We start from the raw sequence: 14,708 nt of genomic DNA, 5'->3' as shown, positions 1-14,708 counted from the left end.
CGGAGGCTGAAGCCGGGGCCGGTGGCCGTCGGCTCGCTCGCCGCGTTGGCGTACGGGGCGTGGTACGCGTTCACGCACCAGGCCGAGACCGGTTCGTACGATCTCGACGACATCCCGCTCGCGCAGGCCTTCTTCTCCGCCGGGTTCGTGACGCTGCTGATGTACGCGAAGGAGCACTTCTCGATCGACTTCGCGTGGCTGACCCGCCGCAAGCGGCTCGACCGGATCGTGACGGTGAGGCCGAGGCTGCTGCCGTAGGTGTGCGTGAGGCCGGCGAACGGGGCGCTGAAGGGGCGCGGGACGGCGGTCCGGGCTGCGGTCCGGGCAACGGTCCGCGCGGCGATCCGGGCCGCGCAGGCCGGGCGCCTCGGCTCTGCCCTCTCCTGCCTGCCACAATAGGACCGTGACCCGCGCCTCCCTGGACAAGCAGCCGCACGAAGTCGCCTCGATGTTCGACGACGTGGCGGAACGGTACGACGTGACGAATGACGTGCTGTCACTCGGTCAGGCCCGGCTGTGGCGCAAGGAGGTCGCGAAGGCGGTCGACGCGCGGCCCGCGCAGAAGGTCCTGGACCTGGCGGCCGGCACGGCGACGTCCTCGCTCCCCTTCGCGCGGACGGGAGCGTACGTCGTGCCGTGCGACTTCTCTCTCGGGATGCTCCAGGTCGGCAAGAAGCGCCACCCCTGGCTGCCGCTGACGGCGGGCGACGCGACGAAGCTCCCCTTCAAGGACGACACCTTCGACGCGGTGACGATCTCCTTCGGCCTGCGGAACGTGCAGGACACGGACGCCGCGCTGAGTGAGCTGTACCGGGTGACCAAGCCGGGCGGCCGCGTCGTGATCTGCGAGTTCTCGCACCCGACCTGGGCGCCCTTCCGGACCGTCTACACGGAGTACCTGATGCGCGCGCTCCCGCCGGTCGCGCGCGCCGTCTCGTCCAACCCCGACGCGTACGTCTACCTCGCCGAGTCCATCCGCGCCTGGCCCGACCAGCCCGCGCTGGCCGAGCGCCTGCGCAAGGCGGGCTGGTCGAAGGTCGCCTGGCGGAACCTCACGGGCGGGATCGTGACGCTGCACCGGGGCTTCAAGCAGAGCTGACCAAATTCACCCGAACGAGGGGTGCGTTGACGGGAACCGGTCAATGGGTAACCCGTGTCCGTTGATTACGTCTGATCACGGCACGAGTTCTCACCACGACGGAGCGTCCCGATGACGTCGCACTGCCCGCACTGCGGAGCTCCCACGCCCGACGAGGCCCGCTTCTGTATGCACTGCGGCCACGAACACGCCCCGGCTCCGTCGAGTCAGCCGACAACTCCGTCGACAACTCCGTCGAGTCAGCCGACAACTCCGCCGAGCCTGCCGACGATTCCGCCGGCGACTCCGTCGGACACGCCGCCGGCTGCGATGACTACGCCGGCTCCGGCTGTTCCGCCGGCGCCCGCCTACGCTCCCGGTGCCCCCTCGCCCCTCGGGGCCTTTCTCGGACGGGTCTTCCGTGGGGACTGGGGCGCAGCCTCGCAGGCCGCGGTATGGCCGGTCGGGTTCTTGGTTGTCGCTGCCCTGGGGCTGGCCCTTCCCTCGTACGGGCAGGAGCCCGGTGACGTCGTCATCGGGTTCACGGACCGGTTGCGGATCGCGCTCGCGTTGTTGCTCCAGGCGCTGGGCGGCGGCTTCGAGGTGGCGGGGGCCGGGGACCCGATGTTCGGGTCGGGTGGTAGTCCGGGGGAGGAGCTCGACGCTGTCGGCGCGTTGTCGGTGGTGCCGTTGACCGTCACGGGCCTGTGGATCGCCGCGCTCCTCATCGGCGTACGCATCCTGCGCAACCGTCTCGCCGCCCGCGCCGCGCGGGACACGACCGCGTTGAACGCGACCCCCCAGGGCACGACCCCCCAGGGCACGAACCCCCAGGGCGCGACAGCCGGGCTCGAGGCCGCCGTCCGCGTCGCGCTGCTGGTGACCGCGGCCGTGCTGGTGCTCGGACTGTTCGCGCAGCCGACGGTCGCCGGAACCGTCGAGGTCTCGTCGTCGCCGGTGCTCGCGGCGCTCGGCGCGCTGCTGCTGAGCCTCGCGGTGGGCGTCGGGGTGCTGCACCGCGACGACCTGGCCGAGTGGCTGGCCGTACGCCCGGTCGCGCGGGCCCTGTTCCGCGCGACCGGCACGGCCGTACGCGCCCTCGCGGTCGTGCTGGCCCTGTGCTCCCTCGTGGCGTTCGTCGTCCTCGCGCAGATCGACGGCCTCGACGACGCGCTGGACCTCGACGACGCCGGAGTCCCGGCACTGCTGCTCGCGCTGCTCCTCCTGCCGAACCTCGCCGTCACGGCAGCCGCCCTGGCCTGGGGCGCGCCCGTGGAGGCGGAGGTCGGCGGGAGCTCGACGTACGGCGGCGGCTACGAGCACGAGTCGTTCGGGTTCGCCGAACTCGGCGACGCGGCCGGCGCTTGGGCAGTCGTCGGCGCGATCGCGCTCGGGCTGGTCTGCGCGCTCACCGTGGGCATCATGGCCGCGCGCCGCTCCGCCGACCGCAGGGAGCAGATGCTGGCGGCGGGCGTGTTCTTCTCTCTGTTCCTGCTCCTCGCCGGTGTCGGCGGGATCGGCGCGGAGGGCTCCGGCGGCTCCTCGGACTTCGGCGCGAGTGGCGCGGGCACCTTCTCGGTGGGGCCGAGTGTGCCCGACGCGCTGCTGTTCGGGCTTCTGTGGATCTTCGCCGCCGCCTTCGTCGCGCCGTACGCGATGCAGATGTCCGGGGTGCGTACGGGGCTCATCGCGCCACCGATCCCGCCGATGCCGAGCGCTCCCGCCGGTCACGCGGAGGCTCCGGCCACCCCGCAGCCGCAGACTCCGGCGCAGCCACAGACTCCGCCGCAGCCGCAGCCGCAGCCGCAGCCGCAGTCTCAGGCCGAACAGCAGGATTCGCTGCCTCCGCGGCCCCAGGCGGAACCGCAGGCTCCGATGCCGCCGCAGCCACTGCAACCCGCGACCCCGCCGACACCGACGCCGACGCCGGCGCCGGCCTACGACCCCCACACCGTGCATCTCGGCCGACCGCACCCCGCCACCCCTGGCCCTGGCACAGTCCCCGGCCCTGTCCCCGGACCGAAACCCAACAGCCGCGCCCTCATCTGGGGCGTCACCCTCGCGGTGGCCGTTGTCGTCGGGGGAGGCGCGGCCGCCGGAGTCTTCGTCTGGCAGGACCGGAACGGCGGCGACACCTCGGACAAGGCCCGGACGAAGCCGACCGCCACCGCCACCGCCTCCGCGAAGCAGAAAGAGGCGGTCACCCCACCGGTCACCCCCTCGGGCGCGCCGACCGCATCCGCCGAGCCCACGCCGGAGTCCACGCCCGAGTCCCCGACCACGCCCGACTCGCCCGCCCCCGCAGCCCAGGTCCCCACCGGATACCACCGGTTGACCGACCCGCTGGGCTTCTCCTTCGCCGTCCCGGAGGTCTGGGCGCGCGAGGGCGTGGAGAACGGGACCCAGGTGACGTACGCGGGCTCGACCGGCCTGGAGCACATCCAGGTCGGCGTCATAGAGGGCGCCGGCTACACCTCGTACGACAACTTCCTGACCCTGGAGAAGACCGCCGAGCGGAAGAACGACAACTACCGGCGGATCAAGCTGGAACGGAACACCTTCCAGGAGCGCGACGGCGCGGTCTGGGAGTACACCTACACCGACGGGGCCGGGCGGACCGTCCACGCCAAGGACCAGGGCTACGTCGCCGCGAACGGCACCGAGTACGCCATCATGATCGTCGGCCACGACGACCTGTGGGAGAGCGGTCTGGCCGGCACCTACCAGGTCGCTCTGGACACCTGGCAGCTCACCTGAGGACCTGTCTCGAACGGGTCGCGCGGTTCGTCGAGTTCGCGGTACAGGCCGCCCGACGGCGGAAGCGGCAGCCGGGGCTCGCGCACCCCCGCGCCCCCACCGCCCTCTCCCTCGCCGAGGTCGAACCACACGGTGACGACCGCCCCGTGGGGCACTTCCGTGCCGGGCAGCGGGTACTGGCGTACGACGTAGTCGACGACGGTCAGATGGAAGTCTGGACGGTCGGGCGCGGCGAGCAGGATCCCGCGCGTCTCTGCTGTCTCGCGCGCGTCCACGGCCATCAGACCGACCAGCCTCGGCACGCGCACATCGGGCGTCTTGGGTGTTAGGCGCACAGACGTCACCCCCAGCGGTACCGGCAGGGTAAGCCCTGCCGGTACGCCGGGGAAGCCGTCGCCCGCGTCAGAGGTCGAGCCGGTAACAGTGCCCCGTCGCGGACGATCGCGGCGAGGTGAACCTCTCGGCGAGCGTCATGCCCAGCCTTCTGGTCACCGCGATGGATCTTTCGTTGCGGGAGTTGACCATCGCCACAACGCTTCTTACGCCTGTCTCGCGCACCCGGTCGAGCGTGGTGCGCGCGGCCGCCGTCACGTAGCCCTTGCCCCAGTGCGCCCGCCCGAGCCGCCAGCCGATCTCGATCTCGCCCTCGGGGCCCCAGGCGTGCGGCCACGGCTGGGCGCCCGTGAAGCCGATGACCTCGCCTGCCTCGTCGAGCATCGTCCAGAAGCAGAAGCCGAGTTCGGCGTCGTGCCGGCGCTGGCGCGCGGTCATCTCCTCGTAGACGGACAGCTCGGCCGACTTCCCGCCGTGGAACTCCATCACGTCCGGGTCGTCGAAGACCCGGTGCCAGGCGAAGGCGTCCTCGTCGGTGGGGACACGCAGCCGAACCACGGGGAGAGGTCGGTTCATGGGGCAGCCCTTCAGCAGGTTGATCAGTACCGCTGAATAGACTGCCCATGTCCAGTGCCCGTCGGCACGTTGATTTCGAGTCTTGGGGAGACCCCGCCGTGACCGAACCCCAGCCCCTCTCAGAAAACACCGCCGATGTGATCGTCGTCGGCGCCGGGCCAGCCGGTTCGACCACCGCGTACTACCTGGCGAAGGCGGGACTGGACGTCCTGCTGCTGGAGAAGACCGCGTTCCCGCGCGAGAAGGTCTGCGGCGACGGGCTGACGCCCCGCGCGACGAAACAGCTCGTGTCGATGGGCATCGACATCTCGGAGGAGGCGGGCTGGCTGCGGAACAAGGGCCTGCGCATCATCGGCGGCGGTGTCCGCCTCCAGCTGGACTGGCCGGATCTCGCCTCCTATCCCGACTACGGACTCGTACGGAAGCGGGACGACTTCGACGAGCAGCTGGCACACCAGGCGCAGAAGGCGGGCGCGCGGCTGTACGAGCGCTGCAATGTGGGCGCGCCGATCGTCGACGACCGTACGGGCCGCATCACGGGCGTGCGCGCGAAGCTCGGTGACACCGGGGAGAAGCGCGACGTCACCTTCCACGCCCCGCTGGTGGTCGCTGCCGACGGCAACTCGACCCGGCTGTCCCTGGCCATGGGCCTGCACCGCCGGGAGGACCGGCCGATGGGCGTCGCGGTGCGTACGTACTTCACGTCCCCGCGCCACGAGGACGACTACCTGGAGTCCTGGCTGGAGCTGTGGGACCGGCGCGGTCCGGGTGAGGACCGGCTGCTGCCCGGCTACGGCTGGATCTTCGGCATGGGTGACGGTACGAGCAATGTGGGCCTGGGCGTGCTGAACACCTCCGCCTCCTTCAAGGAGCTGGACTGGCGTGAGGTCCTCAAGGCCTGGTGCGCCTCGATGCCCGAGGACTGGGGCTACACCCCGGAGAACATGACGATCCCGATCCGCGGTGCCGCCCTCCCCATGGCCTTCAACCGCCAGCCCCACTACACGAAGGGCCTGCTGCTCGTCGGCGACGCGGGCGGCATGGTGAACCCCTTCAACGGCGAGGGCATCGCGTACGCCATGGAGTCCGGCCAGATCGCCGCGGACGTCATCGTCCAGGCCCATGCCCGCGCGACCCCCGCCCAGCGCGAACTCGCCCTCCGGCGTTACCCGAAGGTCCTCAAGGACACCTACGGCGGCTACTACACGCTCGGCCGCGCCTTCGTGAAGCTCATCGGCAACCCGCAGGTCATGAAGATCGCCACCCAGCGCGGACTCACCCATCCGCTGCTGATGAAGTTCACGCTGAAGATGCTCGCGAACCTCACCGACCCCACGGGTGGCGACGCGATGGACCGCATCATCAACGGGCTGAGCAAGGTGGCCCCGAAGGCGTAAGGAGCCCCCGAGAGCGCCCCTGAGCGCACGCCTGAGGGCCGCCTCCCCGCTGTTGGGGAGGCGGCCCTTCAGGAAGTGCGACCGGAGGTCAGAGCACGCGTACAGCGCCGCTCGCCGGGTAGCCCGACAGATCCTGGATGACGACACCCTTGGAGGGGTTCGCGGCGTCCAGGTACTGGCCGTTCCCGATGTAGACACCCGTGTGGTACGCCGAGCCCGCGCCACCCCAGTACAGGATGTCGCCGACCTGGATGTCGGACAGCGGGATCGGGGTGCCGGCCGTCGACTGGTCCTGGGAGACGCGGGGCAGATCCACGCCCACCTGCTTGAACGCGGCCTGGACCAGGCTGGAGCAGTCCCAGGCGTTGGGGCCGGTGGCGCCCATGACGTACGCGTCGCCGACCTGCGCCCTGAGGAAGCTGATCACGGTGCCGACGTTGCCGCTCGCAGGGGCGGGGACGTCGCTGCTCGCGGAGGCGGTGAGGGTGGTGCGCTCGGTGGAGCGAGAGGCGGCGCGCTCGGCGGCGGCCTTGCGCTCGGCCTCGGCCTTCTTCTTGGCCGCTGCCTTCTTCGCCTCGGCGAGGTCGGCCTTGGCCTCCTTGGCGGCCTTGGCGGCTGCCGCGTCGCGCTCGGCCAGCAGCTCGTAGTCGGCCGCGGCCTGCTGGGTCGCGGCTGCGGACTCGGCGACCTGCGAGGAGAGGTCAGCCGTGAGCGTGGGCAGCTCGATGGTCTGTGTTACCGGCTCGGAGGCGGCGTTCGCCGAGCTGGACGCACCGGCCACTGCCAGGGTGCTGAGGACGCCACCGGCAACTCCGGCGCGCATCGCGAGCGTGGAGCTGCTGCTGCGCCGGGGCTTCCGGTGGCTGGGTTTGTGAGCGGTGTGGGACATGAGTCCAACCGGTATCAGGGGCTCCTCCATATCTTCAAGAAACGTGGGGTGCGCCACAGTTGTTCAATCGACCGCCGAAAACCCGGGCGTGTCGTTCCTTATTGACGCCGTAACGGGCATTGCGGACACGGCTCATCAGGCCTGTGGTCAAGGTGTTTTCGCAATAGGTCCGAATTGCCCGCCGCTTACCACTTGTTGAAGCGGTTGGCCAAGCCCCGTTTATCTGCCCACCTGTGAATGTGACGCAGGTCACGGAACGGTCTCCATAACGGCCACGTCACGCGCGTGAGTCGGATGCGGGTCGGATGTGCGTCGAAACGGTGGCCGAGCGGGTGGCGCGCTCGCGCCTTCGCCCCCTATGTCCCGGTCTGATGCGGCTTGGTGGTGCGCGGCCATTCACTCGCGCTCGTGAACGGATGCACGCGGTCCCTTCTGTCCACACCCGAGGCCTCAACTCCCCCCGAGGTGTGAACGAGTTCCTCTATCAAGCACCTGCGTCCAGCACCAATTTGCTTGGCGCCGCCGCCTCTTGATAATGCTCCACGCCCTGGACCAGCGACGACGAGCGAAAATGTCACCTCTGGTGATCACTTGGACGCTTCCTGTGCGAAGATCACCGCTCATCTGACTTCATGATCCTTTGCCAGGTGGTGGAGATCACAAAGTCGTTGTCGTACCCCGTGTCGCAGATCACAGACCGGCGGGCATAAGATGCGTGGCAGTTGGGCTTGTGACCTGCTTCACATGTTAGCGATCTTCGTGGAGCCGCACGGGGCTTGTGAGCTTCGTGAGACCGACGGAGCGCGTGAGCTTCGCGGGGCAGGCGGGGCCCGGCGCAACCGCCAGCAGTCAGTGCCGACTGAAGGGAGCGAGGAGCGGTGAACGCGTATGCGCCCATCCTCGTACTGGGAGCCCTCGGGGCAGGCTTTGCGATCTTCTCCGTGGTCATGGCCACGCTTATCGGTCCAAAGCGGTACAACCGGGCCAAGCTCGAGGCCTACGAGTGCGGGATCGAGCCGACGCCCACGCCGGCCGGCGGTGGGCGGTTCCCCATCAAGTACTACCTGACGGCGATGCTCTTCATCGTCTTCGACATCGAGATCGTCTTCCTCTATCCCTGGGCCGTCACCTTCGACGCCCTTGGGGTATTCGGGCTCGTGGAGATGCTGCTCTTCGTGCTCACCGTCTTCGTCGCGTACGCGTACGTATGGCGGCGCGGCGGCCTGGAATGGGACTGAACCCCGGATAGGGGACAGAGGAGCCACTGAGCATGGGACTCGAAGAAAAGCTGCCGAGCGGTTTCCTGCTGACCACCGTCGAGCAGGCCGCGGGGTGGGTGCGTAAATCGTCCGTATTTCCCGCCACCTTCGGCCTCGCCTGCTGCGCCATCGAAATGATGACGACCGGCGCGGGCCGCTACGACCTGGCGCGCTTCGGCATGGAGGTCTTCCGCGGATCGCCGCGCCAGGCCGACCTGATGATCGTCGCCGGTCGTGTCAGTCAGAAGATGGCGCCGGTCCTGAGGCAGGTCTACGACCAGATGCCGAACCCCAAGTGGGTGATCTCCATGGGGGTCTGCGCATCGTCGGGCGGGATGTTCAACAACTACGCCATCGTGCAGGGCGTCGACCACATCGTCCCTGTCGATATCTATTTGCCCGGCTGTCCGCCGCGGCCCGAAATGCTGATGGACGCCATTCTCAAGCTCCACCAGAAGATCCTGACCTCGAAGCTCGGCGTGAACGCCGAGGAGGCGGCCCGCGAGGCGGAGGAGGCGGCGCTCAAGGCGCTCCCCACCATCGAGATGAAGGGCCTGCTGCGGTGAGCGACGGACACGACAAAGTCACGAACGGGGCCAACCCCGAGAAGGACCTGAGCGCCTCCAACCTCCCCGGGCGGCGAGGCGACCAGGGCGAGGAGATCCGCGTCCAGCGCGGCATGTTCGGCGCCAACAACGGCGGCGACACCTCCGGCTACGGCGGCCTGGTCCGCTCCATCCGGCTGCCCGGACCCGCCACGCGTCCGTACGGCGGCTGGTTCGACGAGGTGGCCGACGAGCTGGAGGGCGCCCTGGAGGAACAGGGCCTCGTCCCCGAGAACGTGATCGACAGGACGGTCGTCGACCGCGACGAGATCACCTTCCACATCGAGCGTGAGTACCTGCTCCCGGTCGCGCAGATCCTGCGCGACGACCCGGCGCTCCGCTTCGAGCTGTGCACGGGGGTGAGTGGCGTCCACTACCCCGGCGACAAGGGCCGCGAGCTGCACGCCGTCTACCACCTGCGCTCGATCACCCACAACCGGCTGATCCGCCTGGAAGTCAGCGCCCCGGACCGCGAGCCGCACATCCCGTCCCTGGTCTCCGTCTATCCGACGAACGACTGGCACGAGCGCGAGACGTACGACTTCTTCGGCATCGTCTTCGACGGTCACCCGGCCCTGACGCGGATCATGATGCCGGACGACTGGCAGGGCTTTCCGCAGCGCAAGGACTACCCCCTCGGCGGCATCCCCGTCGAGTACAAGGGCGCCCAGATCCCGGCTCCGGACCAGCGGAGGTCGTACTCGTGAGCACGCAGTCAGCATCCGCACGTGAGACCACCGAAGGCACCGTCTACACGGTCACCGGTGGCGACTGGGACGAGGTCGTCGAGACCGCGGCCCGGGCCGACGACGAACGCATCGTCGTCAACATGGGCCCGCAGCACCCGTCCACGCACGGTGTGCTCCGGCTGATCCTGGAGATCGAGGGAGAGACGGTCACCGAGGCCCGCTGCGGCATCGGCTATCTGCACACCGGCATCGAGAAGAACCTCGAGTTCCGTACGTGGACACAGGGCACGACCTTCGTGACGCGCATGGACTACCTCACGTCGTTCTTCAACGAGACCGCGTACTGCCTCGCCGTCGAGAAGCTCCTCGGCATCGAGGACCAGATCCCCGACCGGGCCACCATCATCCGCGTGCTCCTGATGGAGCTGAACCGTCTCTCCTCGCACCTCGTGTGCATCGCCACCGGAGGCATGGAACTCGGCGCCACCACGATCATGATCTACGGCTTCCGTGATCGTGAACTCGTTCTCGACATCTACGAGCTGATCACCGGCCTGCGCATGAACCACGCGTACATCAGGCCCGGCGGCCTCGCCCAGGACCTGCCTCCGGGCGCGGTGGACCAGATCCGCGAGTTCGTGAAGAAGATGCAGAAGAACCTTCCCGAGTACGACAAGCTCGCCACCGGGAACCCCGTCTTCAAGGCCCGCATGCAGGACATCGGCTACCTCGACCTGGCCGGCTGCATGTCCCTCGGCGCCACCGGCCCGATCCTCCGCTCGGCCGGCCTGCCCCACGACCTGCGCAAGGCGCAGCCGTACTGCGGCTACGAGACGTACGACTTCGACGTCCCGACCGCCGACAGTTGCGACGCGTACGGGCGCTTCCTGATCCGCCTGGAGGAGATGCGCCAGTCGCTGCGGATCGTCGAGCAGTGCCTGGACCGGCTGGAGCCCGGGCCGGTCATGGTCGCCGACAAGAAGATCGCCTGGCCGGCGCAGCTCGCCCTGGGCCCGGACGGGCTCGGCAATTCGCTCGACCACATCAAGAAGATCATGGGCACCTCCATGGAGGCCCTGATCCACCACTTCAAGCTGGTGACCGAGGGCTTCCGGGTCCCGCCCGGCCAGGCGTACGCCGCCGTCGAGTCGCCCAAGGGCGAGCTCGCGGCGCACGCCGTGTCCGACGGCGGCACCCGCCCCTACCGGGTCCACTTCCGGGACCCGTCCTTCACCAATCTGCAGGCCATGGCGGCGATGTGCGAGGGCGGCCAGGTCGCCGACGTCATCGTCGCCGTCGCGTCCATCGACCCCGTGATGGGAGGCGTCGACCGGTGACCACCACTCCTTCCGGGCAGGGCGTCGGCCTGGGCATGCCCCAACTGCCCGCGCCCGACTACCCGGACGACGTTCGAGCCCGGCTCGAGACGGACGCGCGCGAGGTCATCGCCCGCTACCCGGACTCCCGGTCCGCCCTCCTTCCGCTGCTGCACCTCGTGCAGTCGGAGGAGGGCCATGTCACGCGCACCGGCATGCGGTTCTGTGCAGAGATGCTGGACCTGACCACGGCCGAGGTCACCGCGGTCGCCACCTTCTACACCATGTACCGGCGCAAGCCGTCCGGTGACTACCAGGTGGGCGTCTGCACCAACACGCTGTGCGCGGTCATGGGCGGTGACGCGATCTTCGAGGCCCTCCAGGACCACCTCGGTGTCGGCAACGGCGAGACCACCGGCGACGGCAAGGTCACCCTGGAGCACATCGAGTGCAACGCGGCCTGCGACTTCGCACCGGTCGTGATGGTCAACTGGGAGTTCTTCGACAACCAGACCGTGGAATCCGCGAAGCGCCTCGTGGACGACCTGCGCGAGGGAGCCCAGGTCGCACCGACACGCGGCGCCCCCCTGTGCACGTTCAAGGAGACCGCGCGGGTCCTGGCCGGCTTCCCCGACGAGCGCGCCGGAGCCGTGGAGGCGGGCGGCAGCGCGGGCCCGGCCTCACTGACCGGCCTCCGGCTGGCCAAGGGAGAGACAGGTCCCGCGCGCGTGGTGCACCCGCGGGGTTCGGGCGGTCCGCAGGATCAGCAGCCCGCCGAGCACCTCAGCTCGCACGACGCGCCGCAGCAGACTTCGGCCTCCGACCCCTCCCACCCGGCGGGCCCGGTCACCGAGGAGGGGGAGTGATGACCTTGGCAGCCGAGATCAACAACGAGACCAGCCCCGAGAAGCTGCTGGCTCCGGTCCTGTCCGCCTTCTGGGACGAGGACAAGTCCTGGACGCTTGACGTCTACCGGCGGCACGACGGGTACGAGGGCCTGCGCAAGGCCCTCGCCATGTCGCCGGACGACCTCATCGCGTATGTGAAGGACTCCGGTCTGCGCGGACGCGGCGGCGCGGGATTCCCCACGGGCATGAAGTGGCAGTTCATCCCGCAGGGCGACGGCAAGCCGCACTATCTGGTGGTCAACGCCGACGAGTCGGAGCCGGGCACCTGCAAGGACATCCCGCTCCTCTTCGCGAACCCGCACAGCCTCATCGAGGGCATCGTGATCGCCTGCTACGCGATCCGGTCGTCGCATGCCTTCATCTATCTGCGCGGTGAAGTGGTCCCCGTACTGAGGCGGCTGCACGAGGCGGTCCGGGAGGCGTACGCCGCCGGCTACCTCGGCGAGAACATCCTCGGCAGCGGACTCGACCTCCAGATCACCGTGCACGCGGGCGCGGGCGCGTACATCTGCGGTGAGGAGACCGCGCTGCTCGACTCGCTCGAGGGCCGCCGTGGCCAGCCGCGACTCCGTCCCCCCTTCCCTGCCGTCGCGGGCCTTTACGCGTGCCCCACTGTGGTGAACAACGTGGAGTCGATCGCGTCGGTTCCCGCGATTCTGCACAAGGGCAAGGAATGGTTCAGGTCGATGGGCAGCGAGAAGTCCCCGGGCTTCACGCTCTACTCGCTCAGCGGCCACGTCGCCAGTCCCGGCCAGTACGAGGCCCCGCTCGGCATCACACTGCGCCAGCTCCTCGACATGAGCGGCGGAATGCGGCCCGGGCACCGGCTCAAGTTCTGGACTCCGGGCGGCTCCTCGACCCCGATGTTCACCGACGAGCACCTCGATGTCCCGCTGGACTACGAGGGCGTCGGCGCCGCGGGCTCCATGCTCGGCACCAAGGCGCTGCAGTGCTTCGACGAGACGACCTGTGTCGTCCGGGCGGTCACACGGTGGACCGAGTTCTACGCCCACGAATCCTGCGGCAAGTGCACGCCCTGCCGCGAAGGAACGTACTGGCTCGTGCAGTTGCTGCGCGACATCGAGGCCGGCAAGGGCCTCATGTCCGACCTCGACAAGCTGAACGACATCGCCGACAACATCAACGGCAAGTCCTTCTGCGCCCTCGGCGACGGCGCCGCCTCGCCGATCTTCTCCTCGCTCAAGTACTTCCGTGAGGAGTACGAGGACCACATCACGGGCCGGGGCTGCCCCTTCGACCCGGCCAAGTCCACGGCCTGGGCCGACCGCACGGAGGTGAACGCATGACTGTGACCACCAGCGCTCCCTCCGGAGGGGGAGAGGCGGCAGTTCCGCCGGAGGACCTCGTCACGCTGACGATCGACGGCATCGAGATCAGCGTGCCCAAGGGCACCCTGGTCATCCGCGCCGCCGAGCAACTCGGCATCGAGATCCCCCGGTTCTGCGACCACCCCCTCCTCGCCCCGGCCGGCGCCTGCCGCCAGTGCATCGTCGAGGTCGAGGGCCAGCGCAAGCCCATGGCCTCCTGCACGATCACCTGTACGGACGGGATGGTGGTGAAGACCCACCTCACCTCGCCCGCTGCCGAGAAGGCCCAGAAGGGTGTGATGGAGCTACTGCTCATCAACCACCCGCTGGACTGCCCGGTCTGCGACAAGGGCGGCGAGTGCCCCCTGCAGAACCAGGCCATGTCGCACGGCCACGCCGAGTCCCGCTTCGAGGGCAAGAAGCGCACGTTCGAGAAGCCGGTTCCGATCTCCGCCCAGGTACTGCTCGACCGGGAGCGGTGCGTGCTGTGCGCCCGGTGCACCCGGTTCAGCAACCAGGTCGCGGGCGACCCGATGATCGAGCTGCTCGAGCGGGGCGCGCTCCAGCAGGTCGGCACCGGTGAGGGTGACCCCTTCGAGTCGTACTTCTCCGGGAACACCATCCAGATCTGCCCGGTCGGCGCGCTGACGTCGGCGGCGTACCGCTTCCGCTCGCGTCCCTTCGACCTCGTCTCCTCGCCTTCGGTGTGCGAACACTGCTCCGGCGGCTGCGCGACCCGTACCGACCACCGGCGCGGCAAGGTCATGCGGCGGCTCGCGGCGAACGACCCCGAGGTCAACGAGGAGTGGATGTGCGACAAGGGGCGGTTCGGCTTCCGGTACGCGCAGCAGCGGGACCGGCTGACGACCCCTCTCGTACGGGGCGCATCCGGTGAGCTGGAGCCCGCCTCGTGGCCCGAAGCCCTCGCGGCGGCAGCCGAGGGGCTCACGGCGGCCCGCTCCAGGACCGGCGTCCTGACCGGCGGCCGGCTCACCGTCGAAGACGCCTACGCCTACAGCAAGTTCGCGCGGGTGGCCCTCGACACGAACGACATCGACTTCCGCGCGCGCGTGCACAGCAGCGAGGAGGCCGACTTCCTGGCCGCCCGGGTCGCCGGACGCGGACGGGACCTCGACGGTACGGGCATCACGTACACCTCCCTGGAGAAGGCGCCCGCCGTCCTGCTCGTCGGCATCGAGTCCGAGGAGGAGGCGCCCGGCGTCTTCCTGCGGCTGCGCAAGGCCTGGCGCGGGCACGGCCAGAAGACGTTCTCGCTCGCCACGCACGCGACCCGCGGCCTGGAGAAGGCGGGCGGCACGCTGCTGCCCGCCGCGCCGGGCACCGAGACCGAGTGGCTGGACGCGCTCGCGTCCGGGGTCGGTCTGGACGGCCAGGGCGCGACGGCATCCGAGGCGCTGCGCGCCGAAGGCGCCGTGATCGTCGTCGGTGAGCGGCTGGCCGCCGTCGCCGGCGGGCTCACCGCCGTCGCACGGGCCGCGACCGCGACGGGCGCCCACCTGGTGTGGATCCCGCGCCGGGCGGGGGAGCGCGGCGCCATCGAGGCGGGCGCGCT

General features: G+C 69.6%; 13 protein-coding genes and 2 pseudogenes. 12 read left to right on the top strand and 3 right to left on the bottom strand.

Features of this window, described 5'->3' with window-relative positions; translation table 11 throughout:
• The 4 genes and pseudogenes from FE633_RS49060 to FE633_RS49055 all read left to right on the top strand — a co-directional run.
• A pseudogene (locus FE633_RS49060) lies at positions 1-258 on the top strand (acyltransferase family protein); the annotation flags it as partial.
• A 145-nt stretch (positions 259-403) separates the two neighbouring features.
• Positions 404-1,099, top strand: coding sequence for a demethylmenaquinone methyltransferase (locus tag FE633_RS44900; protein WP_138050929.1), 696 nt, complete (start codon positions 404-406; stop codon positions 1,097-1,099).
• A gap of 111 nt (positions 1,100-1,210) precedes the next feature.
• A pseudogene (locus FE633_RS49640) lies at positions 1,211-1,279 on the top strand (zinc-ribbon domain-containing protein); the annotation flags it as partial.
• Positions 1,280-1,549: 270 nt separating this feature from the next.
• Entirely contained in the window at positions 1,550-3,835 is a 2,286-nt protein-coding gene (locus tag FE633_RS49055; RefSeq protein WP_246114130.1) for a cell division protein PerM, read from the top strand.
• Here the strand turns inward: FE633_RS49055 and FE633_RS44890 are convergent.
• Together FE633_RS44890 and FE633_RS44885 are read right to left on the bottom strand one after the other, a co-directional pair.
• Positions 3,799-4,170, bottom strand: coding sequence for a PASTA domain-containing protein (locus FE633_RS44890; protein WP_138050928.1), 372 nt, complete (start codon positions 4,168-4,170; stop codon positions 3,799-3,801). The two genes, FE633_RS49055 and FE633_RS44890, sit on opposite strands and share 37 nt — an antisense overlap.
• Positions 4,171-4,237: 67 nt before the next feature.
• Entirely contained in the window at positions 4,238-4,744 is a 507-nt protein-coding gene (locus tag FE633_RS44885; RefSeq protein ID WP_138050927.1) for a GNAT family N-acetyltransferase, read from the bottom strand.
• A 98-nt stretch (positions 4,745-4,842) separates the two neighbouring features.
• Between FE633_RS44885 and FE633_RS44880 the strand changes: the two genes are divergently transcribed.
• Positions 4,843-6,141, top strand: coding sequence for a geranylgeranyl reductase family protein (locus FE633_RS44880; RefSeq protein ID WP_119098651.1), 1,299 nt, complete (start codon positions 4,843-4,845; stop codon positions 6,139-6,141).
• Between the two features lie 88 nt (positions 6,142-6,229).
• Here FE633_RS44880 and FE633_RS44875 read toward each other — a convergent pair whose 3' ends face one another.
• A complete protein-coding gene (locus tag FE633_RS44875) occupies positions 6,230-7,060 on the bottom strand; it encodes a C40 family peptidase (RefSeq protein WP_138050926.1) in 831 nt (276 codons plus the stop codon).
• An 848-nt stretch (positions 7,061-7,908) separates the two neighbouring features.
• On the opposite strand from FE633_RS44875, the gene FE633_RS44870 reads away from it, so the two are divergent.
• The 7 genes from FE633_RS44870 to FE633_RS44840 all read left to right on the top strand — a co-directional run.
• Positions 7,909-8,268, top strand: coding sequence for an NADH-quinone oxidoreductase subunit A (locus tag FE633_RS44870; protein ID WP_007383963.1), 360 nt, complete (start codon positions 7,909-7,911; stop codon positions 8,266-8,268).
• Between the two features lie 32 nt (positions 8,269-8,300).
• Positions 8,301-8,855 carry a NuoB/complex I 20 kDa subunit family protein gene (locus FE633_RS44865; protein ID WP_119098653.1) on the top strand — a complete coding sequence of 185 codons (555 nt, stop codon included), beginning with the start codon at positions 8,301-8,303 and terminating at the stop codon, positions 8,853-8,855.
• Complete coding sequence (locus FE633_RS44860) at positions 8,852-9,601, top strand: NADH-quinone oxidoreductase subunit C (RefSeq protein ID WP_138050925.1); 750 nt, start codon at positions 8,852-8,854, stop codon at positions 9,599-9,601. Before FE633_RS44865 ends, FE633_RS44860 begins: the two co-directional genes overlap by 4 nt.
• The gene (locus FE633_RS44855; protein WP_138050924.1) at positions 9,598-10,920 is read left to right on the top strand and encodes an NADH-quinone oxidoreductase subunit D; all 1,323 of its coding nucleotides are present in this window, start codon (positions 9,598-9,600) and stop codon (positions 10,918-10,920) included. The genes FE633_RS44860 and FE633_RS44855 overlap by 4 nt, the downstream gene beginning before the upstream one ends.
• Positions 10,917-11,765: an NADH-quinone oxidoreductase subunit NuoE gene (gene nuoE / locus FE633_RS44850; protein ID WP_138050923.1), complete on the top strand. Its 849-nt coding sequence runs from the start codon at positions 10,917-10,919 to the stop codon at positions 11,763-11,765. The genes FE633_RS44855 and nuoE overlap by 4 nt, the downstream gene beginning before the upstream one ends.
• Positions 11,762-13,114: an NADH-quinone oxidoreductase subunit NuoF gene (nuoF, locus tag FE633_RS44845; protein ID WP_171060389.1), complete on the top strand. Its 1,353-nt coding sequence runs from the start codon at positions 11,762-11,764 to the stop codon at positions 13,112-13,114. Before nuoE ends, nuoF begins: the two co-directional genes overlap by 4 nt.
• Positions 13,111-14,708: NADH-quinone oxidoreductase subunit G (locus FE633_RS44840; RefSeq protein ID WP_138050921.1), on the top strand; the 1,598-nt coding region annotated here is incomplete at its 3' end. The genes nuoF and FE633_RS44840, both read left to right, overlap by 4 nt.

The organism is Streptomyces montanus (genome assembly GCF_005786655.1).
Classification (GTDB): Bacteria; Actinomycetota; Actinomycetes; order Streptomycetales; family Streptomycetaceae; genus Streptomyces; species Streptomyces sporangiiformans.
This window is presented reverse-complemented; position numbering and strand designations above follow the sequence as displayed.